Raw genomic sequence first — 24416 nt, forward strand, 5'->3', positions numbered from 1 at the left:
TACATGGGAATTTATCTGTATACTGATATTCGTTAGATTTTCAATCAGGCTCTGGGAAATGAATTTCGGGTAACATTCGATTGGGGTCCTCTTCGTTCACACTAATGTCATGATCATAACTATAATTCCAGTGCCCGTTGGCGTAATCAAGGTAGATCAGCGCCTCATATATAGAATGGTTCTGCTCTATGTTCTCTGAGATGTAGCTCCATTCCAAGGTTGCATGAACAACAGCTTGCTTCTCCCCAAGAAACACGACTCGTTCATTAGACATATGATACGTAGTGTCTCCATACTCAAAGGAAGCTCTTGTAATGTGCTCCCATGTTCTCCATTCATCAACTGCATTTGCGTTCATTCGTTCAATATCAAATGGCGAAGTATATTTATACGTTAGATCAAAGTCTTTCTGATTAAACGCTCTATAATATTGCCTGAGGTCAGATAGGACATTTTGTTGCTTCTCATTAAAATTCTCTTTTATCGTATGTACAGATTTATCGATATCTTCTGGAAGCGTAGTATTACTGGAAAGATATCGATCCTGAAGTATTTTCCACTGATTGTTCTCCTTTATAATTCGAAATACGATCTCATGTTGGTCGTCCATTACCTGATTATTACGAATATATGTAACATACAATAATGCCTGGTTTGCAGATTCGTATGTAATGCTTGTTATATCAACATTGTAGATTCGATCAGGGATTTCGCTAACTTGGGGTGCAATCTTACTATCAGTCAGATAAGATCTCTGTATATGGTCTGAAGCTAATAGTTTTACAGTAAAGGCTCTATCATAAGTTTTCACTAGATCGAGTATCACTTGTTCTTGACCATAGCCGTACTCCACCATTCGCGCGGTATTTGTTTTTCGATCATAGGCCACCGAATGTTTTGTATACCAAGCAGCAAATCGAATAGGAAGATAGAATTTCTCATCAATTAATATACCTGGTTTTTCCAACTCAACATATCCTTCCTTATCATCAAAGTATCCTACATCAGGTACAAAATATATTTCCGAATGATCCGTTCTAGCAAAAATTTCACGACTTTCTATTGAGTAATCTGCCCGGTACCCCATTAGTTGAATAAACTCTCGAAACGGAACATACACCCTCTATCCATGAAATTCATGACTTATGATATAAAAAAGCGAAACCAATCAGTTGAACTTATTCCCCTGATCGATTTCGCTTCACTAAGATAAAGAGCTAATTACTATTACAGATATTCCAACTTGTCCAAAACCCGTTTCAACATGACTGCTGCCTGAGCGCGAGTCGCGTTCCCTTGGGGTTCGAATGTTCTCGCTGTCATGCCTTGAATAATTCCCTCCTGCACCGCTTTGGCAACAGAATCCTTGGACTGAATCTTATTGCTATCCTTGAATTTGGATAACGTCGAAGTAGCGGAGGATTGAAGCGAAACTGTTTTGCCACCGTAATTCATCGCCCGAACCATCATAAGGGCCATTTGTTCACGAGTGATTTCACTTTCTGGTTTGAATGTACCGTCCGTGTTGCCTGTAATAATCCCGGCTTCTGCCGCGGCACCAATGTAGGCACTGGTCAGATCACCACCACGAATATCACGGAAACGACGCGCAGCAGTCTGATCTCCTTTCAAACCAAGACCTTTGGCTACCAATTCGGCAAACTCGGCACGCGTTATTTTCTGATTGGGTCCGTAATAGGAGCCGTTCGTAGCCCCAATGATCCATTTGGACGACAACTCTTTGATGACTGCACCTGCCCAGTGACTGGAGGTATCCTGATAGCTCACAGCATGAGTGACAGGCACTATAGTCTGGTTACCGTTCAGTTGTCCTTTAACGACCACACCTCCTGTTGCACTCGCAAACGTATGTGGCACATTCGCCAGAATCAGTGTAGTCGGATCAATATACGTAAACCCGGAAGTCGCTGTAGGTGTGTTTACAGGCAACTGCATCGCGAGCTGGCTTTTGATATTTTGTTCCACCCGTTGATTCGTATTTCCACTAAACGCAGAGAGGTAGATGTCTGTAACATTACCAAGTTTCTGTGCTCCAGCAACCGCCAGCATTCCGTCGATCGTTCCTGAACTGGAGACAGGAACCGTCTCCACCTGTACGTAGAAGTATGAGGTATCTGTATTGGTTGTATTCCCTCCTACAGCTTGACTCATTGCGGATACATTCAGATTGGATAATGGAACCATCCACAGACGGTCACCATATTTCACACCGATTGAACCTGTACGGTTACTCGATGCAACCTGAGCCAATGTATTCAGCGGGAACCCTACATATGCCGACGATTCGCTGGCAGGGACTTCTAATACAACAGGTTGTGTTGTTTTGCCAGACGTTGTTGCGTACTGGAAGGCCTGCAAAAGCTTGGCCCCGTCTACATTGAATTGACGAGTAGAGCGATTGTTGCGCGACATCATGGAAGCTGTAGCTGCCGTATCCGTGCTCATTACAAGCAGAGCTTGTCCATAACTTGAAGAGTCTTGTTCTGTAAGCCAAGAAGGACGGCTGTTCGTCTGGTTGCCTGTCGAGCTGCTACCATTTTGTTGCAGGGGAAGCGGCCCAAAAGCAGCAATGGTGTTGTTCAACGCATCACGCAAAGGAACTGCTCCCGGAGTATAGCTAACCGTACCTGTCTGTCCTGCTGTTGCCGAATTCGAAAGATTAAGTGTCACGATTGAACCCGATATCGAAGCGTTCAGAACATTCGTTGTTGTTCCTCCAAGCTGCACACTGAACTGCGAAGCAGTTAGAGCCGTCTGAGCCTGAAGCGCATCTCGGAAGTTAATATATATTTTGTCCCCTTGAAGAGTAGCCGACAATATTTTCCCGTTACCAAACGTATATTTTACTGGAGCCAGATTAACGTATCCTGCAGGATTGTTGTTTAGATCGGTTAACCGCAGGGTGCCTGGCACATAAGAAAAGGTTACGTTTTGAGTACTGGCAACTGTGTTGGCTAGCGTCAATGTAATCATATCATCCTCAATCTCGGAATCATTGACAAATACGGCTTTACCATCTACCAATACCGAATATTGGCTCTTGAGTGGTTTGTTCGTCCGGCTCAGCGGCTCATTATATCTGATCCACATCGTCGTACCACTTACTTCTGCACTCTTGAACTCAGGTGGTTTCGTATCAATACTGTTTCGTACATAGAACCCGTTGAATCCAGCGAGAGCTTGACCACGACTGTCTTTCACTGGCCATGTTCCTGGCGCATAGGATACTTGTACAACTTCACCATTCTGGATGGAACGACTGAGATTGAGCGTTACCAACGAACTGTTATTGGTGGACATACTGCTGATGCCCACCGCTGATCCGTCTGCTGTAACACTGAATTGTCTCACCGCATCACTGGAGTTGATATAAACGGTCTCAGGATAATACAGACTGATTGTATTGTAATAAGCTGTGCCTTCACGTGGTTTCGACATAATGGAATCGAGACTGTTCTCTACATCTCTCGCTCCGAATGCTGGAGCCGCGTTAAGAGACAAATCCTGAATTTTACGTGTTCCTGTTCCCGGTGCATAGGCAATGCGGACAACCTGTCCTACAGCTACACCTGTATCCAGAACAACATACACACTGTCTCCAGAAACATAGGAAGAACTTACATTCCGGTTCTCTCCGTTAACCGTCACTGTGAAGCTGGAAGCAAACGGATCAAGGCTGGAGAGCAACTCATCATACGTTAATCGAATGATCGTATTGCTGTACATTTTGGCTGTTTTCAGTACAGGTGGTGTTGTATCTACGGTCAACGTTCTAAAGGTCCACGATGTGGCTCCATTCAGACCAGTGAACAGATTTCCCGTCTGATCCCGGAACACATTCGCAGGAATATCAATCGTATACGTTGTGTTGCTTGTCAGAGTCGTTTGCGGGATGATGCGCAACTGTCTCGGGTTGGACGTACTAATTAATGTCGTCGAAGCCACAATCCCGCCGTTTGCATTCTTAACCGTAGCTGAACTTGCAAAATTCCGGTCCAGGTCTTTGTTGAATGTCAACGTAAACTCATTCGTGAGTGATACGCCTGTTGCTCCGTTTGCAGGAGACAGGGTGGATACGGTTAATGCAGTGGGATCGGATATCACATTGAACCCCCATGTCGTTCGCTGAATGGCTCCCGTATCATTGTTCAGGTCATCACGCAAAAACCCTTCCGGTACTGCTATGTAAATCGTGCTGTTATTCGCCCAATTGTTCACTGGATCAATCGTCACCGTTGTTCTCGCCGTGTTGAAACTAATTCGGGTTGAATTGGCATCGATTTCTTCCAATAATGTACTGCCACTATAGATCTGAAGCTTGCCTGCACCGACCTTCATTGCCCGATCGTACGTAAGCTGGATATTGGCTGAAGGAGACACATTGGATGCCGCATTAAGAGGTGCCTGCGCTGTTAATCGAGCTGTGCTAACTCCTGCTGTACGGAATGTCCACTCTTTGTTCAATCCTTCAACCGGTTGACCGTCCCCATATATGAAAGACTGACTGCCAATCCTAACATAGAATGAACCTCCAGGCAGAGCTGTAGGAAGCTGGATTTCCACACGTTTCCCCAAATATGCATCAATAGCAGCATCATCTGCAACGACAGTTACAGCTGCATTCGTTACGGGAACTCTTGTTACGATCGAGTCATCCTGAACTCGGTGTACAGAGATTTCCTCTGTAGAAGTGTCGATTTTCTTTACTGGCTTAATAAAATCAATCGTTAGTGGTGCTGATCCACTTGCCTGTTGTTCGTTCACAGCAGGGGACGTTGTATTAATCCCTTTCCCCGTCAACTCATCGGCGGCATACGCGGATTCTACTCCTACCCATCCGGCGAGTATCCCTTGAGTGACTAACATCAAAATCATAAGACTAGCCAATCCCTTGCGGGCCATTTTTTTCACAAACACCCGACCTTCCCCCTTATCTCAATTTCCTAATTGTCTGATATACAGACCTCTATATTTATGTCGGTCAAAGAGAGATTTTCAATTAATAAAATGGAAATGTATGGTGTTTTATTTTGTAAAAAGATGCAAAAAGCCCCTGATTCCATAGCGGAATCAAGGGCTTCATTGGATGACCATATAACGTTAGCTAATTACAGACCTGCTTGAGTTTTCAAAAGGTCCACTTTGTCCACTTGCTCCCAAGGTACATCCAGATCTGTACGGCCGAAGTGACCGTAAGCAGCTGTCTGTTTGTAGATTGGGCGACGCAGATCCAGCATACGAATGATGCCAGCCGGACGAAGATCGAAGTTGTTACGCACAAGCTCAACCAATGTCTCTTCGCTGACTTTGCCAGTTCCGTATGTATCCACGTTGATCGATACCGGGTTGGCTACACCAATCGCATAAGCAAGTTGGATTTCCACCTTGTCTGCAAGACCAGCAGCTACAAGGTTTTTCGCTACGTAACGAGCCGCATAGGCTGCAGAGCGGTCTACTTTTGTTGGATCTTTACCAGAGAACGCACCACCGCCGTGACGTGCATAACCGCCGTAGGTATCTACAATGATTTTACGTCCAGTAAGGCCTGCATCTCCCTGAGGTCCGCCAATAACGAAACGTCCTGTTGGGTTAATGAAATATTTAGTCTGCTCATCCAGCAATTCCGCTGGAACGACAGGCAAGATGACATGTTCTTTGATGTCTTTTTGGATCTGCTCCAGCGTAGTCTCTTCAGCATGCTGAGTAGACACAACGATTGTATCCACACGTACCGGCTTGTCACCGTCGTATTCAATCGTTACTTGCGTTTTACCATCCGGACGAAGATATTCCAATGTACCGTTCTTACGCACTTCCGCCAGACGGCGTGCGATACGGTGGGACAGAGCGATTGGCAAAGGCATGAGTTCAGGTGTTTCGTTCGTGGCAAAACCGAACATCAGACCTTGGTCACCTGCACCAATGTTTTCTGTTTCACGAGCGACTTGTTCCGGGTCACGGTTCTCAAGCGCTGCATTAACGCCTTGGGCAATATCAGCGGACTGCTCATTCAGAGAAGTCAGCACTGCACAAGTGTTATAATCAAAACCGAACTTGGCACGTGTGTAGCCAATATCCTTAATTGTATTACGAACGATGGACGGAATGTCCACGTATTCAGAAGCTGAACTGATTTCACCAATGACAAGCACTAAGCCTGTGGCTACGGAAACTTCGCAAGCTACGCGAGCATTGGGGTCGTTTGCAAGAAACGCGTCCAATACGGCGTCTGAGATCTGATCGCAGATTTTATCCGGATGTCCTTCGGTTACAGACTCCGATGTAAATAGATGCCGGCCTTTAACAGACATGAAGTTTCAACCTCCCATAACTAGTAGTATGGCGATTGCCCGAACAAAACATGACAGCGATTCGTTCACTGTACCCTCGAAGCTTTCCAAAATGGAATAAGGACGCAGGGTCCGCAGTTACGAAGATAAGGATTTTTCAGGTAATTGCCTCAAACGAAAATCAACCTTTCCCTAGTGGAAAAGGTTGCATACCTCAAATGCCATCTTAACGTATTTGTCAAGACGTGTCAAACGAAACGGGGTAAGGAAAATGCCCTATAAGTGCTGCTCTGCCTGACGAATTAGCCTTTTGGTAATCTCTCCACCAACCGATCCATTCTCACGGGAAGTCAGATGTCCCCACCCTTTATATTGCCCATAGGAATGATCACTCACTTCACCCAGTTCAGATCCAAATTCTGTATCCGCACCAGCCAAACCTCTGCCACCATAACCTACATTGAGACCAAACTCTGCAGCAATCTCATACTTCATCTGATCCAGCATTTGACGACTTTCCGGTACCACTTTGCGATTGCTTCTAGCCATGGTTCCTGCACCTCCGTTAATTGGTTGTCAACAGTTATAGAGTGAGCAGGAACAAGGCTGGCTAGCCGTATTAATGATTGTTAGAACTGGGTAATCTGAGCAAATGAAAAGCATAACGAATGAATAATTCCTTTAACAGCTACAAATTCTATTTCAAAGTATATCCACCACGAACCATTACAGTTAGGCTATATTTGTTTCCTTCCAATACCGTGATCCCCCGTCCATCCCTTGGAAAAGAGAGCAGGTGATTGGTCGGCGCTGCCTGTCCATTGGTCAGATCAATCCCGTCCGTCAGATCAGCTACACCGTTCGTACCTTCACTGACGATCACAGCTTTACCGCTACGTACAATGAACTCCGCGCCAGACTTGCCGATCAGCTGTTGACCCGGCTTCACGGTGACAATCTCAACGGCATCAGTAGCGCCTGAGACCAGTGGAGGAAGTGATGTGTCTCCACCTGTGCTACCGGAGTTTCCGGTTCCGGTCGAGCCGTTATTGCTGCCTGATGAGTTGCCAGAACCCGTGCTAACGCCTCCACCCAATGCTTTTTGAATCTGTTGGTCAACATAACTCTTCGTTACAACCGGATCGTCTGCTGTTCCTGGCTGACTTGTACCTGCACCGATGGCCGTATTGCTATATACCGACCCAACCCACACGCCAACACCAATCGCGAGCGCAGCAAGGGATACTTTCATATAAGGTTTCATGTGAATCATTTTCCTCCTCTGGTAATCTATTAACTTTAACTATAGAGAAAAAATAGGGATGCCACAAGCAAAACCTCGTTTCCGTTGGGGTGGAAACGAGGTTTTGTGGACAAATCTTACGATTATTCGAATCTATGCATCTATCTCAAATCGACAGGTTCTTCCTTCGGTAGCTTGGTCAGGTCATATCCGTAGCTTTGTTCCGCAAGACGAAGACGTTGTCCCTGGAACTGATCATCTACGCTTAAGCGATACGAACCACCACGCAACTTCTCGAAGAAGCTGTCTTCTACGCTCCAGCTCAGTGTCTGGTTGGTTCCCACTTTCAGATCGGTTCCCAAAGTCAGCTCTTTCTCATATGATTTACCTGCTTGATCCGTCAGAGTGAGGATTAACTTGTGCTCGTTCTCACCCATCTCAATCTCTTCATTACGGGATAAGCTGTAATTCATCTCAATCTGTACAGATGAGCTGCCTGCCAGATATGCTCTCACACTGTTGGCAGTCCAAGAATAAGGATAGAGATCAATATTAGTTAACGAACCTTGAACACTAATGGAGGTTGGCGGTACTTCGAATGCCAGAGCATTCACATAAGCAGTCGCTTCCCCTTCACCGGTTACAAACTTGCTGTCTGCAATACCTTCACCCACAATCAGACGCAGGTCTGAGAAAGTAACGGACTTCGGAATCTTAGCCCAGAACGTAACAATCGACTTCTGTCCTGGACCAGGCAGACGCTCTGCTTGCTTCGCAGTTGCTCTGTAATACTGGCCATCCGATGTTTTGAAGTAACCTACCAGTTTACCGTGGCCACTTTGACGCAGTGATTTGTTCGTCATTTCGAATTCTGTATACACGATGTCCGATGACGTTCCCGGATAACGAATCGTTCTCCGCACACCCATTTCGGTCTCTTTATCAGCAGTACCCGATGTGTATGTCTTGCCGCTTCCAACATAAGATACCGGTGGAATTAATCCAGACGTATTTAACGTAATCCACTCATTCGTCTCTTCTTCACTAACTTTCTCGTTCAGACTAAGTTCCAGACGAGATATACGTAATTCAGAAGGAATCTTGGTCAACAAGTAAGCCTCGGTTGTCATGCCCGCTCCAAGTAGCTTGCCACTTTGTGTGTAGATTAGCTTCTTGTCTCCCTCAATCTCAGCAGAATCAATCATAAACATCGCTTCAAGCTCAGGAAGTTGAACTGTTTTGTTACCTGCATTACGAATGGTCACTTTGGCAGCAACAATATCACTGTCCAGCCAAGGCAAACGCTGTAACGATCCAAAAGACACACCAAATGTACCTTTGTTATTTTTAATGACCGTTTCGGTCGTCAATCCATCTCCGCTGGATATCGACTCAGGGATTGCATAGACACCTACAGGATAGGAGAAAACAAATCCATTGGTTGGAGAAGAAGCTGTTGTTGACTCTGTACTTTCATTTTTATCCACCGGACTCATTACATAGAGCTTGATTTTTTTTGTATCCCCATCACCCTGAAGGGTTGCACTCAGCTTAATCGTCTTGATATCACCCGGGTTCAACTTCAATGTATCCAAAGCTTTGGTTTCGATCGGATTAACTGTTCCGTCTGTATTTCGTACCTCGAAGGTATATGTCGGCACCTTAATGACTTTCTTGCCTTCATTCTTGAATTTCATTTGAAGGTTAAGACTGTACTCACCATCATCCATTCGGACTTTGGCAGATTCAAGCAATGTGGACAGTCGTTGTCCTTCAACAGAAATGATATTGGGCTGATTGGCAGCAACCTCTACATTCGTCTTGCTAGCCTCTGGCAATTGCAGTGCAGCAACAGGCAGAACACTCTTCTCTTCACCCTGCTCTTCTACCAGCAACAACTCAGACTTTTGCAGCTTCACTGACGTAGGAAGAGATGCCATCAGACTGAGAGCCTTATTAGCTTGGGCTTGAATACTGACACTCGTGCTGTCTTTATCCGGGGTTAGCGGATAATTCGTACCACTTGGCGTACGTAAGATCCATTTGATATTCGGATTTTCAAGCAATTTATAACTAATATTGTTTAAATTCACGCCAATTTTCACATACTGTTTCTTATCTTCACCTGGAAACACTTTAATACCTGATACTTTCACCTTCACCGCAGAGTCGCTCAGACGAACCGTCTTTGGTTTTCCTACAGGTGTAGTAATGCTATAGGATGCGGGCACATTAAACTTACCCAGCGTACGTTCATAGTTAGCTTGACTGAAATCCCACTTCACGATGAGAAAGTTCAGATCACTGAGTTTCACCTCGCGACCCACCTTCATAACATAGGTCAACTCAACGGTTGATCCAGGCGCGACCGTTTTCTTTTCCTGATCTTTGGCGATCAGTTTAGGCGAGAACGATGTTCCACCCTTGGTTTTCACTTTGCTCCAGTAATCGAGCATCATCATTGGGGTGCTGTCATTGTTCTTGTAAGACAATGTATACGTAACCACATTACCATCGTCTTGAGCCAAAATATTTACATCTGTTAATCTTACGGAACTTCGTGCTGTCACTTTAACAGCTGACAGGTTACCAAGGGTATGTACAACCTTCTGCGTTGTTGTTGTCGTTTTCTTCGATGTACTGCTATTTGAACTGGTGGCAGCCGTTTTATTGGTTGTGCTCGATGCCATGGCGATGCCAGCTGTTGAACTGATCAACATCGCACTTGCGAGCAAGCTCACAAACATTTTCTTTTGATCCACTTCCAAACCTCCCATAAGTTGCTTGTTGCTTTATAGTATAAACGTTTGGGAAGGGGAGAAAGTTACGATGTTGTTGTGTTTTCTTGATAATAAAAAACCTCTCCCTTAAGGGAGAGGTTTTAAACTGGATATTGAACTTAGTAAGTCAAGGATCCAGCAACTGCCACTGGTACATTAACTGATTTTGTGAAAGATTTTGCTGCATTATCTTTCAAATCAGTAACTACGCCAGCTTCAGTATTTACATCTTTCAAGAATACTTCAACCAATTGTTTGTCAGTAATGGAGTTATTATCAACACCATTGAAGTAAACAACAAGGTTTTTACCATCTGGTTCTGCACCAACTACAGTAACTGCTTTACCTTCAACACGTACTGTAAAGAGGTTAGGAGTGTTTGTAACTTTGAGTGTTTCATTGAACTCTACTGTAGCAGAGAATACATTTTGTGGTGCATCAGGGCCAGTACCAAAAGTATCTTTCGCCACAACAACAGCAGTATCAGTTACTGTTGGAGCAATTTTGTCAACCAAAGTAACTGCCGCGCTGCTCAGTGGAGCACCAAAAGCATTTTGAGATTTTGGAGTTGAGCTGATTACAAACGCGCTTCCAGCCAGATCAGGAGCAAATTTGCTATCGCTATTCAGTGTGAATGTTGCGACAGTTTTACCATCAGTAGTAGTAGTATCTACAGACTTAGGTGCAACACCATTGATTGTGAAATCATTAATATCAACGTTAGACAAAGTGCTTTGGAAAGTAACTTTAACAGTATCTGTAGCTGTTGCTTCAGCTTTTTCTACACCGATTGTTACAGCACTTTTAGCCTTAACTGCTGTGTATACAAGATAGTCAGAACCAGCATAGTTACCATTTGTGTCAGCTACAGTAGCAATACGCAGACCCAAATCAGTACCAGCTGCCAGCAATGATGTCTCAGAACGTGGCAATGTGATTCTCACTGTTTCAGCATTAACCAGTTCAACTTTGGAATCAGACGGAATTGGTCTGAAAGTACCACCGTTTGTAACGGCATCAAAGTTAGTAGCATAGTTATACTTATTAACTTGAGTTACATCTCCAGCACCACTGATAGCCATAGCTTTGCTGAATTGTACATAAATTACGGAATCATATTTATTTCCAGCAGTAGTTTCTTCTACCCATGTAGTGGAAACTACTGGTCGAATTGTGTTAGATACATCTACAGTTGTGGTGTATGGAAGCATAGTGTTGGCAATAGAAGCTGTATCACGAACACCCGCTACTTCAACAGTATATTTACCTGCATCCAGTTTACCAAGCAAAGTGAAGGATGCCTTTTTAGTAGTTGGGTCATAGCTGATGGAAACAGCTGGGTGACCGTTAGAATCTAGACCTTTACCTGCAACTACTTTACCTGCAGAATCTTTAACAGTGTAGTTCTTAGGTTCCCGTGCGTCAGCAGACTCTACATTTTTGCTGTATTCAAACGTGAATTTGTGAGCAGAATCATTGTTCACCAATTCAGTTTTCACACCTACAACTGCTGGTCTTTGAGTGTCCAATACTGGAGTCACTTTTACTTCGCGATTAGCAGAGTTATTGCTGTAGTCTGTTACGTTTTGCAGATATACTGTATTCTCAGAGAGACTCAACTTTTGATTGAATACCAATTTCACAGTGTCATCATTAATAGTTACAGAACTAGCAGTGTAACCAGATGTAGTGTGATATACAGTACCTACAGATTTAATTGTTTCGTTGAATTTAATCTCAACTTCAGTCAAATCAGTAGTTTTAACAGAAACCACTTCTGGTGCAGTAGTGTCTTCAGCTACTGTAAATTCTTGCTCAGCAGAAGAAATCTTGAACCCTGCGAAATCTTCTACATTGCTTACAGTCAACTTGTGGTTACCAACTGGAAGATCAGTAGTGATGATTGCAGTATTAGGGTAAGAGTATTTCACAGATCCAGAAACAGCATTTCCGTTGATACGGAAGTTGGAAGTAGTATTAACTGTAGATTGTTTAACAGGCTCAGAGAATACAACTTTAAAAGCTTTAGTTCCCAGTCCAGTTACGGATTGTACTGTAGGAACAGTTGTATCAATCGGTGTGAATTTAACTTTTTCTTCCAAAGTTTTGGATTCGTTAGCATTTTTCACATTCACAGCAATTGTATATTCTTTTTGTCTATCCAATGTATCTGCATCAGCTTGTTTCAACAACAAAGTTGCAACTTTCTTGTCAGCAGAAAGACTAGCAGATTCAAATTCAAAACCATCGATTGTGTAGTTTTTTACATTTGTAGCAGAAGCTTCTTGAACTTCACCATCAAATGCTACAGTGATTTGTTTGTAGTTGTTAGCAGATACGCTTTGAACTTTAGTCGCTGCAGTTACTACATAAGTAACTTTCTCAGTGAACTCTTTATCTTTGTAAGTGAATTTCACTTCAGTTTCTTTGTTAGCTTCAAGAGCTTTATCCAAAGTTACTTTTACAGTTTCGCCGTCGCTGATTTTGAATTCAACTACTTTACCAGCTTCAGTTACTGTGTAAGATTCTACTTTCAAGCTTTGAGCTTGATCGATAGAGTAAGCTGCACCTACCAACAATTCGCGGGAAGCATTACCAGAGAAGTTAGCGTTAGCGTCGATCAGACCTGCGTTGATCGCTGCTTGAACATAACCTTTAGCCCATGCTGCTGCATTGTTGTTAGTTTCAGTTGGGATTTCAAGATCAAGTGCACGAGTCAAGATTGTAGCCATTTCAGCTACTGTCACTTTACCATTGAAGTCAAAGATTTTTTTCTCTACGTTTTTACCTTCCATAATACCCGCAGCAGTTACTGCTTCGATGTAAGGTACAGCCCAGTTTTTAGCTGTGTAGTTTTTGTCAGTGTAAGAAAGAGTTCCAGTGATCTCTTTCAGACCGAGCAATTTAGTGATAACTTTTGCGAACTCAGCGCGAGTCATCTCTTTGTCCAGACCAGCTGAACCATCTGGATAACCAGTGAAGATACCTTTTGCTTTCAATGCGTCAAACTGTTGTTGTGGTGTTACTGCTGTGTCACCGAATGCTACAGATGCAAACATTGAGAATGCCATTGCTGTAGACAATGCTACGGATAAAATTTTCTTCATAACCTTTTTGTCTCCTCCTTGGGCGTTCATAACATTGGAATTTTCTTTAATAGGGTCGCTCGTATTCCTCATTCTATTGTCGCACCCCCTTTCCAGAGTTATGAGCAAGTTAATATAAATGATGTCTGTGAGCATATCACAGAAACTTGTAAACAAGAATAAATGATAGAATCATACGTAAATAGAGTAGTTTCCTAATCCTACCTTACGTATTATACAATGGGTCTCTCGTGCCGTAAAGCAATTTTTTCTAATAAATAGACAAGATTCTTCACGAGGTCAATCTTGGTAAGATCCCCAATGTTTTTGACTCTACATCTTAAACGCAGCAGATTTCAAAAAGTTGCGGATTCCTCAAAAAAAGTTTTGAACTTATTTATGTATTGATGCAGTGCGGGTCTCTAGCGGGTTCAAAACCTTTGATGCAGCTGTATTTATGACCTTTCCTCCGAAATCACCCTGTGTAAGGAATGATGTGGACGTTTATTTATACCCGTTATTTTCCACGATGAAGCGACAAATTCTACAATATTGAAAATAAAAAAAGAGGGCCCTCAGGGCACCTCTTCTTGGATCAGTGACTATAACTTAGCGGATCTTCATCGCTAGCTCAATAATCTGAGCACGCATATTCGGATCACTATTCAATCTCAGATACATATCGTCAATTGGTTGTCTGTTCTCCCGGTATGTCTTCTCATGCTTCATCGTGGTGTGAGACCATTCAATCAATTCATTCTCGGCCAGAACCAGACTGTTATACGCATCATGGAAGCCGGTGGACTGTACAAGCCCTTCCATTACTTCCTGAGAGATCTCTTCGGTCTTACGTGTATCTTCCAACTTTTTCTCCAGAATGACTGCCTGCTTCTCGAACTGTGTCTTTGCCTTCATGTAACCCAATTGGGCTCTCGAATAAATCGGTTTCATTAGCTAACTTCACCCTCTAGATCATTGTGTATTTACCGTTATTGTATCTTAATCTCTAGCAAATTACAAAAATAGTTATTGGTAAAAAACAGTTTTCTTCTATTATAAATGAATTCTATACAAGCTGTTCTACAGTCATAAAAAGAACCCACCCCTTTTAGTAAAAGGGACAGGTCCTTCCTAAAATTATCTCAACAATGCTAGATTAGCTCAATGTTTTAGGGAATAACTTCGTGCTCTTCTTAAGCAGTTCTACTGCAATCTTGGCTGCTTCTGCACGAGTCATATTACCTTTTGGATTGAATTGGAATTGCGTTTTGGCTGCACCTGGAATGTTTACAGGGCTTCCTTCCATGATTTTCGCTTTGGTAACCGCCACAATGGCTGGTCGTGCATAGAAATCGATAGAAGTTGAATCCAGGAACGATTTGGCCAAAGTAGCTGTCAGCTTACTGTCATTGGCTGCAAGCTTGGCATTCATTGCCCGTGCAATCATAACCGCTGCTTGCTCCCGTGTAACCGGCTGATCTGGTCCAAAGAAGCCATCACTAAGCCCTTGAACAATCCCTGCGCGTGCTGCTGTTTCAATCGCTTCATACGTCCAACGATCCGATTTGGTGTTCTCGGAAACGTCTGTGAAGGTTGTTTTGCTCGGTTTAACCAATTGGATATCCATACCTTTGACAAGCAAAGTAGCAAATTCGCCACGTGTTGTCTGATCATCCGCACCGAACGCATTGGTTCTGAGCGGATTCATGATTCCTTTGGAATACATCGCATTCAGCAAGTTCCGTGCCCATGGATGATTTGTGATATCCGGGTAGCTTTGACTTTGCTTCATCACTTTGTAATATCCAAATTCATCAAACGGAACGGTGATGGTGTGACTCTTCGTGTCCACTGCACCACCTATGGAAACCCATTTACCTACATTAGAGTCATCTGAGTAACGATATACCGTAATCGTAGACCCTACATCGTCAACAATGGATGGATCATAGCTCAGTGTTAACGTTCCGCGCTGGGATGGGGTCAGAATACGCTCTTGAGCATATCTCGTAAACTCTCCATCAATGGAATACGGCGTAATTCCGTTCGTTCCCGCTTTGTATCCGTTCGTACCACGATCACCCAGTTCACCCAGACCACCGTTGATCCAGTAAATATCAGATACTTGAGTAAAGTTGGCTGTATTAATTACCGAGGCGAAGAAGCTAGACAACTCGGTAGGAATACGGATTACGCTGGCACCATTGGTACTTCTGTCATCTGCATTAACTCCGATAACATTACCGTAGTCATTCTTCCGTTCTACAACACCGTCTTTTGGATCAGCGATACCAAACAGCAGTTTGTTGTCTGGATAGAACTTCACCATGCCACTTGTTGTTGTCGATTGCAATACCGTTCCTTTCGGGAATGATAGCACCACATTTTTGTTGAACACGGTATATTTGTTGGCTACCTTAGGAGCCATGAACTGTGAATCAATCGCGATTGCACCTGTGTAATACACATTGACTGTATCGTTGATCGTGCCGCCCTCGCGGATAATCTGAATCTTGATTGCATTATTTTTATCTGCTTTGAGTCCTACATAATCCAATACAAAGCGGTTATTCATATCGGTACGTTTAACTGCAGGCTCTTTACCGATCAATACTTGGGAAGCTCCCTCAGCTTCAATATCGAAACGAACAAAGTTTTTGTTCACAACGATGTTGTTACCCACCGTAGGTTGTGGAGACAAAATGCGGTAAGAAGAAGGTTCGCGTACAATCTCAAGACGTTGTGTCGTTCTCGCACCTGTGCTGTTGATCAGTTCGAGTGTGTACACATGCGTTCCTGGTACATCAAACTTAAGATTCTGAATCCGTGCGATAAACAGGTCACTGTTACCAGTAATATCATAGCTTGGCAAACCAGTTCCGCCAGGCTGATTAACTTCGAAGATGGTATCGGCCGTCAACTCTTTGGTGAAAATTTTATCAGAACCAAAGTAGACGTTCACAATATCAGCGCCACCGCCATTAATGACGAGGTCATAATTCTCTTCACTTGTTACATACTTATCTTCTTTGAAAGCAAATTCAGGTGTAACCGAGAAAATGCGCTTCATCTCGTCATCTTCATATTGCGTAATTGGTTTGTTAATAAACTGCTGACGTGAGTCCTTAGGAATCAGCGTAGGCATGAAAGATGTCACTGTCGACTGATTCTGGTCAATGACGTTGATCTTCAACGTAGTTGAGATGGTGATTGGAAGTTTATTCGCATCCTCATCTGTAGCACGGATTAGAATCGTGTTCTCACCATAGACAATCGGTCCTGATTTCAAGACGGGAAGATCTACACTGAACGTTCCATCCTCTTTTTTCGGGAATGTGGTTGAAGGTGTAAATTTTTTACCATTCACAAGTATTTCCGCGACAAAGTTATCCCCGTCTAGGGTTTTGAAACCAATGAAACGACCTTTTAACGTAAGCTTATCCGTACTGCTCTTCGAGTTAAAAGTGTAGGTTTGTCCGTTTTGAAGACTTTCCACATAAATAGAGCTCGCTGTTACATAAGAAATTTTCACAATCTTAGGTAAGTTTGTCGGACTACCATAGTAAAAGCGTACTTGTTGATCTCCACCAAGGAAACCCGATATTTTATAGATTTTTTGGTTATCTTTTAGTTTCATCTCATCCACAGTATTGACAGGGTCAATTGTAAGCTTTGTAGTACCTGTTGGTAAATATTCACCCACAAGCGCACCTGTGATGGGTTCACTGGATTCTACCAAGATGTAGAATTCATCGCTTTGCAGCTTAGTGCCATCAAGTTTTGTTTGGGAATCAATGGCTTCGCCTTCTTTATAATCAGGCAAATAGTAGATCTCTGTGATATCCTGTGCCCCCGGGGAAAAGGTATAGCTTGCGTTATATCCCGCACTGAAATTACCGTATGCGAGACGAAGACGAAGTGTTTGATTCTTCTTCGGAGATGTGCCATCCATCTCCAAGTTGTAAGGTGTTGTAACCTTAAATTTCACCAATCGATACTCAATGGTTACACCATCCGAGCCCGTGATTAGTACCTCTTCATCAGGATCCGACTCAAACACAAAATTTGTTGGTTGCGTCAAGTTGCCATTAGACAACGTGATCTCACCATTCGTTGGACTAAATGGATTAGGGTTCGCTGAATACGGAAGCAATACCTGTCCAGTCAATGTTGCATTGGTTTGACTGGTACCTGTAAAGGTTGGATTGCTACCCAAAATAGACTTGTCCTGTCCACCCAATTGCACTTTCAAATCCGTAAAAGGTTGATCTTTATCAAAATAATAAATGGAACGTTCTGTTTCAATGGCATTGGATGCACTTGAAATTTTGAACTTCAGATTATTCAGTCCTGCTTTTAATGCTAACTGTGGCAAGAAGAACGATCCATCTTGCAACATGGAAGCATTGATCTCGTCTCCGCCGTTCACTTTTACGCTTACAAGTGTAGAGTTCTGCACTTTACCTTGAATAGATACACGTTGGGTATCTACAACCGTGTTGGAACCTTCATTCAAGTTATAGGACTTGTTACCGCCAGTAGCGGAACTGTCCGTAAATACTTGGAAGCTCTCAATAAATGGAGCCTGATCGTACAATACATAGAATGTATCTGAGCGTTCAACTGATCCCTGGTTACCCGAGAAAGTAACCCGGTTGAATCCCGGGAACAGATTCAGGTTATTGGCTGTGAATTTGTTATTACCACTTGGATCAGCAGTAACCGCAGTTGTAATTGATTTAGTGGAGTCTGGTACCCATTTGCTATCTGAACCGGATGTAACCAAGTTCAGTTGTTCCACTTTAACCTTCAAGCTCGTATTGGATACAAATGCATAAGAACCTGAAATTGTAATTGATGAAGTTGAGGTTGTGTATGCATTCGAACGTGTCAAGAACGCCTTGGTTGCATCTTGAACTATAGATAGAGCAGCGGTCTCCCGCAATGTTCTAAGATCTGGCGTAAAATATGTGGTATAAGCATTAGATCCAGGAGTTACCGGATCACCGTCTGCAGCCGAAGCAACAGCCCCACCGAATAGACCTTGTGGGAACAATGAGAACACCATGGTGACCAACATGATCCAGACCAACGGCCGTTTCTTTTGTTGCATTACGTATCATCTCTCCTCTTTTTAAGTCAGTTACCTTTATATATCGGCAAAAGGTTCCAATTATTTAGTAAAAACCTCAAAATAAACAAAAAACCTTATCCACAAGGGATAAGGTTGGGTCTGGAATAATATTCAAGAATAGCTGTAACCATTACATTTATCTATTTATGATTTCGAACGAGTCTCCGGATTCAACTTGACGCGCATGCGCATCAGGAAGTTAATAACCGGTCTTCTCGTTTTGCTAACAAGTCCGATGACTTCTGCTCCCACTTGGAGGAAGAACATCATGATACAGATGACCACAAACGTTACCCAGTTTGCTTCGAACATGGCAGCGGAAGATTGGATAATCGCCAGAACTCCGAAGAACGCAGCGATTCCATAAATAATCAGTACCGTCTGACGGTGACTGAATCCAAGTTCACGCAAGCAGTGATGCAGGTGGCCTTTATCCGGTGCAAAAATCGGTTTCCGTTGTACCGCACGACGGATAATCGCGAAGAAGGTATCCGAGAGCGGCACACCGATAATGATCAACGGGGTAATGAAGGACACGATAGCAATTTGTTTGAATCCGAGCATGGACAACATCGCAAGAGAGAAACCAAGGAATAGTGATCCGGTATCCCCCATGAAGATCTTAGCCGGGTGGAAGTTGAAGAATAGGAATCCGATAATACTACCCAGCAATACAAGACACATCAAGGCAATCATCATGTTCCCCATCAGGAAGGACATCACGGCAATGGTACCAATGGCAATACCAGATACACCGGCAGCCAGACCATCCAGACCATCAATCAGGTTAATCGCATTAGTTACACCAACGATCCATAAGATCGTCAGCGGAATGGATACCCAAGCTTCGAGTGAAGAGTAGGAATCCTGAAAAGGAATGTTAACGAAATCTACGCGGATATTAAATCCGAATACAACGACAGAAGCAGCAACGATCTGACCGAGCAACTTCACTTTGGCCGACAGTTCAAACCGATCATCGAGTGCTCCGATCAGTACGATAATCGTTCCACCAATCAGAAACGCGCTGACAAAACTCATATCCCGCGTCGTGAACCATGCCGATACAAACGGAAGCAATGCAGCAACTGTAATAATAAAGGCCAGGAATATTCCCAGACCACCAAGACGTGGCATGATCCGTGTGTGTACTTTACGTGCATTCGGCGTATCCATCGCGCCAATGCGGACTGCGAACTTTTTGACAAGCGGTGTCAGGGCAAGAGCCAGTCCCATTGACACGATAAATCCAATGATAAAGATCGCTACCATTTGAACATTCGACCCCCAATTATAATACCTGTACGAAATTATAAATCCCCTGATCTCTTTTTATATATAAAAATATTTGTTAGTCACTTTTGATGAAATGCCATTTGCACCAGAACGGAGAGGGCAGAAATAACCTGTAGAAGCGAAGCGTTCGCCTTTATCGCGGGATTTCAACCTTGAAAAGGTTAGATAAAAGAAATCCAGAGATAACAGCGATCAAAAGGTTATTCTGACATCGAAGTGGCAACGTGCAACTTAAAGTTTCATTTGAGTGGCACACATGTAATCCGGAATGAATTATACGCTCATCACACCCGAAAAGCCATCCTCAATTTCTAGCAAAAACACGCATTTATCTCGCAATTACCTGTTTTTAACGGACTTTCGTCACGTTTTCTTTGTCACGCATCACCTTAACAGCGAATTTCGGAAGCGCAAGCATCCGGCCAGCCCGGCTTGGTTCACGCAATAAGCGATAGAACCATTCCAGTCTTAACTTTTGGAACAGGACAGGCGCACGTTTGGTTTTGCCCGAAATCACATCAAAGCTGCCGCCAACGCCCATGGTTACGGGAACTTGTAGTGCATCTTTGTGTTTGTGAATCCACGGTTCTTGGGTGTCTGCCCCACGTGCTACAAACAACAGATCAGGTGCAGCTTCCCGTATGGAAGCGATGACCTGCTCATCCTCAGCCGGACCAAAATAACCGTCGCGATAACCCACAATACGAATCGCCGGATACTGCTGTTGTAACCGAACTGCCGTTTCTTGAATCACCTCAGGGGTGGAACCCAGCAGATATACGCCCCATCGATAGTTTTCTCCAACACGCAGCAATTCATGTAAAAGCTCAAATCCCGGCACTCGCTCAGCTACAGGATCTCCACAATAGTTAGCAGCCCATACGACACCTGTTCCATCAGGAACAATCAATTCCGCAGCTTGCATGACTTCCATAATTGCGGGATTTTCCAATGCGGCCATAACCATAATCGGGTTGGCTGTAATGACCTGATGGGGTGTCTGCTTGGACAGCACAGCTTCCTGGAGAACCTTCACCGTTTCTTTCATCGTCAGTTTGGAAAAAGGAATGCCGTAGATCGAAACGGTAGGTATTGATCCGGTCTGACTCATCTTTATCTCATCCTTTGCGGCCTAAATAGTTAATAATCTGCTGTGCAGGCACTCTGGCTTCCTGCTTCAGTTCAGTGATGCCTTCTTCATGTTCCTTCAACCACTGTGAACGTTGATCCAACAGTCCAACGACCGTCTTGGCGAGCTTGTCACCATCGAGTGTATCCGTATTGCCTGCCGGCTCACTATCCAGACGAAGCAGGAATTGATCGATTTTCGGATCATACGAGATGCCCACCGGAGGCACATACTGCGATGCCGCATAGATCAGACTGTGCAGACGCATACCAATGACAAGATCACACTTGCTGACTTCCTCCAGCATAAGCTGAGGATCGGTCAGATCTTGAGTGATGCTAATCTCACTGCCTTTGCTGGTCACATCACCGAGCATTTCCATAAGGAATCGTGATGCTTGTTCATCAACTGGCAAATGAAACGGCAGAAAACGCAAGTGCACGGCTCTTTTCGAGCATAGCTTTTTTAATCCGGCGGCAATAGCCGTAAGCTCTTTACGGTCTGACTCCCAGAACCGCACCGATACGCCGATCACGGGAAGCTTGGTATGTCCTCCAGATGAAGGTTCCACTCGGTTAGCTTGGTTAGCAGCATCTGCTAAAGTAGCGCCTACTCCAGTTTTCGAATGACTTTCAGGTAATGGTAAGCCCATTACTGGGTCGGGTACTACATGGATCTGATTCCACTGTAGCCCGAGCCCACGCAGGTAGTCTGCAGATTGTTCATCCCGAACGGATACATAGGTGCAGGCCTTGAAGACCGATTTGATCATCGGATTGAAAATTTTACGGTTCACAGGACCAATCCCCTGTGCATAGATAAACGTTGGTTTTTTCAACCACTGGGCCAGCTTGATGACACCCAGATAATAAGGAATGGATTTCAGTCCAGTTGCATCCTGCAACAGACTTCCTCCGCCACTGATTAATCCGTCACTCTCCTTGAGAGCTTCACGGACTTCCTTCAGTTTCATTCGATGCACAGAGCGCACACCGTACATGGAGGTTGTCCACTCGGGATCACCCGAGAGTACAATCGGTTCAATGGTGACGTTAGACCTCTGACTTTCCTCTTCCAGCGCTGTCAAAATCGACTTTAGCACCGCTTCGTCTCCGCTGTTGCGGAATCCGTAATACCCCGAGATGACTAACTTTTGAGAAGTGGTGACCATTTTTTCCAACATCCTTCCGCTACTTGCCACACACCCACAGCAATGATACCGAAGATTAAGCCAAGTCCCAATCCCATCACTCCACGAATGAGTGACAATACAGCCGGCGTATGGATATGCGCGAACGTATCCACCATGGACAATTGTCCAATCGCTGCAATAATGAGCACAAAGATGACTTTACGATATTTTAAAGCGGCGAACACGCCAACGATAAACAGCGGGTGTCCCAGCATAAATTCTTTAAATCTCGGCCGTACACCGAACGTATCTTCCAACGTGGTACGCAGGAACATCTCGAATGGTGTTACTGAACCCGAGTTGCCTGTACGGCTCAAATAATAGTATCCAACAACGGCAGCAACGAGTGCCAAAACAACCATTAAAACATTAATTGGCATACGAAGCATTTCTTTAATTTTCTTGATCGAGAACGAACCTGAACCACGATAAAACACAATGTAAATCGCTACCAGGGCCATAGGTGCAAAGTGCAACAGACTCACGCCGCGGAACTGGTTAATCACCAGACTGTACGTAATGCTGTTAAGCAACGCGATGACAAAAGGTACCGCCAGGAACGAAAGAATTGATGTTCTTACATATAAAACTAATGTTTGCTTCAAACGACGACCCGCAGATGCGTCGGGTTGACGCTGTTGCTGATAGTTCACTGTACGAACAGCCAGCACCATCGCTATGGTTGGAGCGGCTATGGCCACAAGCAAGGCAATTCCTTGCTCCAGCAGCGTTGGTTTCAAAAGGAACAATCCGGCACTGCCCACCAGAGCAACTACAAATGCGATCAATGTCAGTAGTGGGATGAAATAAGAAACCATAAGTGCAATCATCGCAATTGCACCAACGAGAGCAACCAGCTTGGCATAACGCTGAATCGACGAATCCTTAACTGTAAATGCTTCAGCTTGTCCAAGTTCAAATCCATGCTTCGCCATACGTTCTACTGCATGACCCGGTTCACCCAGGCTGTTGATCAGATTCTCAATTGGATCTGTAATCATAGCCTTGGCTGTATTCCGACTAGGCGAAGCATTCATATAGAGCATACGAATATTTCGGTCTTTGGTTGCCAGAACAAAACGGTCAGCAATCGTATCTACATCCAGATTGGCATCTCCATCACTAAGTGAGTACAGACGCGCGACATTGTAGTCCGTTTTATAAGCAAGGGTCTGGAATCCAGACTGCGGTTTCTTCAAGTTCTCGATGGCTGCAAGACCAATATTGTGCTTGTTCAGCAATTGTGCGAACTGGTCGAGACTTTTCATCTCTGCATTATCATTGTACCCTTTCACAGCATCACCATCAAACAAGATGCGCTTCACGCCATTCTCCTCGAAGAAGGTAAGCAAGCGCTCCATCGATTCCTGGCTGTATGGCACACCGTCCGAGATGCGCGGCAAAATGTAGAAACCTTTATCACGAAGCATCTTCACGGCAACCGGATCGGGCTGCAAAGGCTGCATGTTGGCATTCTCCGGAGGAGTCTGCAATATTAAGCCGCTACGACCTTCATATTCCCATGGTTGCACCGGAATCTGCCGATCAGCGAACGTTTGTTCAATAATAGGGGTATACGTCTGTGCGTTTTCCTCCGATGTAAATAACACATACGTGTAATTTGCATTAGAAGGGATCACATCTTTGGTCAGGTTCGCGAGATCCTGGCCGTTGTACACCATCAGTCGGCGTGTCTTTCTCAGCTCGTCCAATGTACTTTCGAACACAGCCATCGTTGTTACGCCAGCGTCTTTTAGACGAGTCAATTGTTCATTCATGAAATCTTGCGGATGTGCCTGATAGGCGGAAATATCCAGCAGACCTCTATAGTTGAAGACAAGCTCCACCTTTTTGGCAGAAGATTCTGTCTGCACCCGATCACTGATGACAGGGATGGACGCAACCAGACCGATAATAACGACGAGCCACAACCACTTCCGAGAAGCGTTATTCCAATAAAGCCATTTTTGACGCACTACATGTACCTCCTCAAGTGTTGGAACCAAATGCACGTTCAGCTCAAGTAATTCGTTCATTTAACATTTATACAATAGGTTACAAACAGCTTGTGTCAACAAGCCCTGTTATATGCCATATAAATTGAACTAAAGCAATATTTACACTTGCCACTTCGATGACAGAACAACCTTCCGATCGCTGTTATCCCCCGATTTTTTTGATCCACTTTTAATAAAGGTGAAAATCTGGTGATAAAGGCGAACGTTTCACTTCTTCAGGTTATTTC

13 protein-coding genes are annotated in these 24416 nt (G+C 44.1%); all 13 read right to left on the minus strand.

Annotated features, from left to right (window positions below; translation table 11 throughout):
• Positions 1-40: 40 nt before the first annotated feature.
• Positions 41-1120, minus strand: coding sequence for a stalk domain-containing protein (locus tag MKX75_RS26340; RefSeq protein WP_339167433.1), 1080 nt, complete (start codon positions 1118-1120; stop codon positions 41-43).
• A 107-nt stretch (positions 1121-1227) separates the two neighbouring features.
• Positions 1228-4938 carry a SwmB domain-containing protein gene (locus MKX75_RS26345; RefSeq protein WP_339167434.1) on the minus strand — a complete coding sequence of 1237 codons (3711 nt, stop codon included), beginning with the start codon at positions 4936-4938 and terminating at the stop codon, positions 1228-1230.
• A gap of 191 nt (positions 4939-5129) precedes the next feature.
• On the minus strand, positions 5130-6332 hold the full coding sequence (gene metK / locus MKX75_RS26350; RefSeq protein ID WP_339167435.1) for a methionine adenosyltransferase: 1203 nt from the start codon (positions 6330-6332) through the stop codon (positions 5130-5132).
• A 255-nt stretch (positions 6333-6587) separates the two neighbouring features.
• Complete coding sequence (locus MKX75_RS26355; protein WP_017691962.1) at positions 6588-6860, minus strand: alpha/beta-type small acid-soluble spore protein; 273 nt, start codon at positions 6858-6860, stop codon at positions 6588-6590.
• A 148-nt stretch (positions 6861-7008) separates the two neighbouring features.
• Entirely contained in the window at positions 7009-7575 is a 567-nt protein-coding gene (locus MKX75_RS26360) for a hypothetical protein (RefSeq protein ID WP_339167436.1), read from the minus strand.
• A gap of 140 nt (positions 7576-7715) precedes the next feature.
• Complete coding sequence (locus MKX75_RS26365) at positions 7716-10316, minus strand: hypothetical protein (protein ID WP_339167437.1); 2601 nt, start codon at positions 10314-10316, stop codon at positions 7716-7718.
• A gap of 137 nt (positions 10317-10453) precedes the next feature.
• The gene (locus MKX75_RS26370; protein ID WP_339167438.1) at positions 10454-13471 is read right to left on the minus strand and encodes an S-layer homology domain-containing protein; all 3018 of its coding nucleotides are present in this window, start codon (positions 13469-13471) and stop codon (positions 10454-10456) included.
• A gap of 558 nt (positions 13472-14029) precedes the next feature.
• The gene (locus tag MKX75_RS26375) at positions 14030-14371 is read right to left on the minus strand and encodes a hypothetical protein (RefSeq protein WP_076332560.1); all 342 of its coding nucleotides are present in this window, start codon (positions 14369-14371) and stop codon (positions 14030-14032) included.
• A gap of 205 nt (positions 14372-14576) precedes the next feature.
• Positions 14577-18533: an S-layer homology domain-containing protein gene (locus MKX75_RS26380; protein ID WP_076332559.1), complete on the minus strand. Its 3957-nt coding sequence runs from the start codon at positions 18531-18533 to the stop codon at positions 14577-14579.
• Positions 18534-18698: 165 nt separating this feature from the next.
• Complete coding sequence (locus MKX75_RS26385; RefSeq protein ID WP_036612523.1) at positions 18699-19826, minus strand: MraY family glycosyltransferase; 1128 nt, start codon at positions 19824-19826, stop codon at positions 18699-18701.
• Between the two features lie 373 nt (positions 19827-20199).
• Positions 20200-20961, minus strand: coding sequence for a WecB/TagA/CpsF family glycosyltransferase (locus tag MKX75_RS26390; protein ID WP_076254027.1), 762 nt, complete (start codon positions 20959-20961; stop codon positions 20200-20202).
• Positions 20962-20968: 7 nt separating this feature from the next.
• Positions 20969-22150, minus strand: a complete 1182-nt coding sequence (gene csaB / locus MKX75_RS26395; protein WP_339167439.1) for a polysaccharide pyruvyl transferase CsaB — start codon at positions 22148-22150, stop codon at positions 20969-20971.
• The gene (locus tag MKX75_RS26400; RefSeq protein WP_339167440.1) at positions 22126-24147 is read right to left on the minus strand and encodes a DUF5693 family protein; all 2022 of its coding nucleotides are present in this window, start codon (positions 24145-24147) and stop codon (positions 22126-22128) included. Before MKX75_RS26400 ends, csaB begins: the two co-directional genes overlap by 25 nt.
• Positions 24148-24416 lie beyond the last annotated feature (269 nt).

The organism is Paenibacillus sp. FSL R5-0341 (genome assembly GCF_037975235.1).
In the GTDB taxonomy this organism is placed as follows: Bacteria; Bacillota; Bacilli; order Paenibacillales; family Paenibacillaceae; genus Paenibacillus; species Paenibacillus amylolyticus_A.

Coding starts and splice junctions, on each gene's coding strand:
- MKX75_RS26380 (WP_076332559.1), bottom strand. CDS start 18,533: ATGCAACAAAAGAAACGGCCGTTGGTCTGGATCATGTTGGTCACCATG.
- MKX75_RS26360 (WP_339167436.1), bottom strand. CDS start 7,575: ATGAAACCTTATATGAAAGTATCCCTTGCTGCGCTCGCGATTGGTGTT.
- metK (WP_339167435.1), bottom strand. CDS start 6,332: ATGTCTGTTAAAGGCCGGCATCTATTTACATCGGAGTCTGTAACCGAA.
- MKX75_RS26370 (WP_339167438.1), bottom strand. CDS start 13,471: ATGAACGCCCAAGGAGGAGACAAAAAGGTTATGAAGAAAATTTTATCC.
- MKX75_RS26375 (WP_076332560.1), bottom strand. CDS start 14,371: ATGAAACCGATTTATTCGAGAGCCCAATTGGGTTACATGAAGGCAAAG.
- MKX75_RS26390 (WP_076254027.1), bottom strand. CDS start 20,961: ATGAGTCAGACCGGATCAATACCTACCGTTTCGATCTACGGCATTCCT.
- MKX75_RS26385 (WP_036612523.1), bottom strand. CDS start 19,826: ATGGTAGCGATCTTTATCATTGGATTTATCGTGTCAATGGGACTGGCT.
- MKX75_RS26355 (WP_017691962.1), bottom strand. CDS start 6,860: ATGGCTAGAAGCAATCGCAAAGTGGTACCGGAAAGTCGTCAAATGCTG.
- csaB (WP_339167439.1), bottom strand. CDS start 22,150: ATGGTCACCACTTCTCAAAAGTTAGTCATCTCGGGGTATTACGGATTC.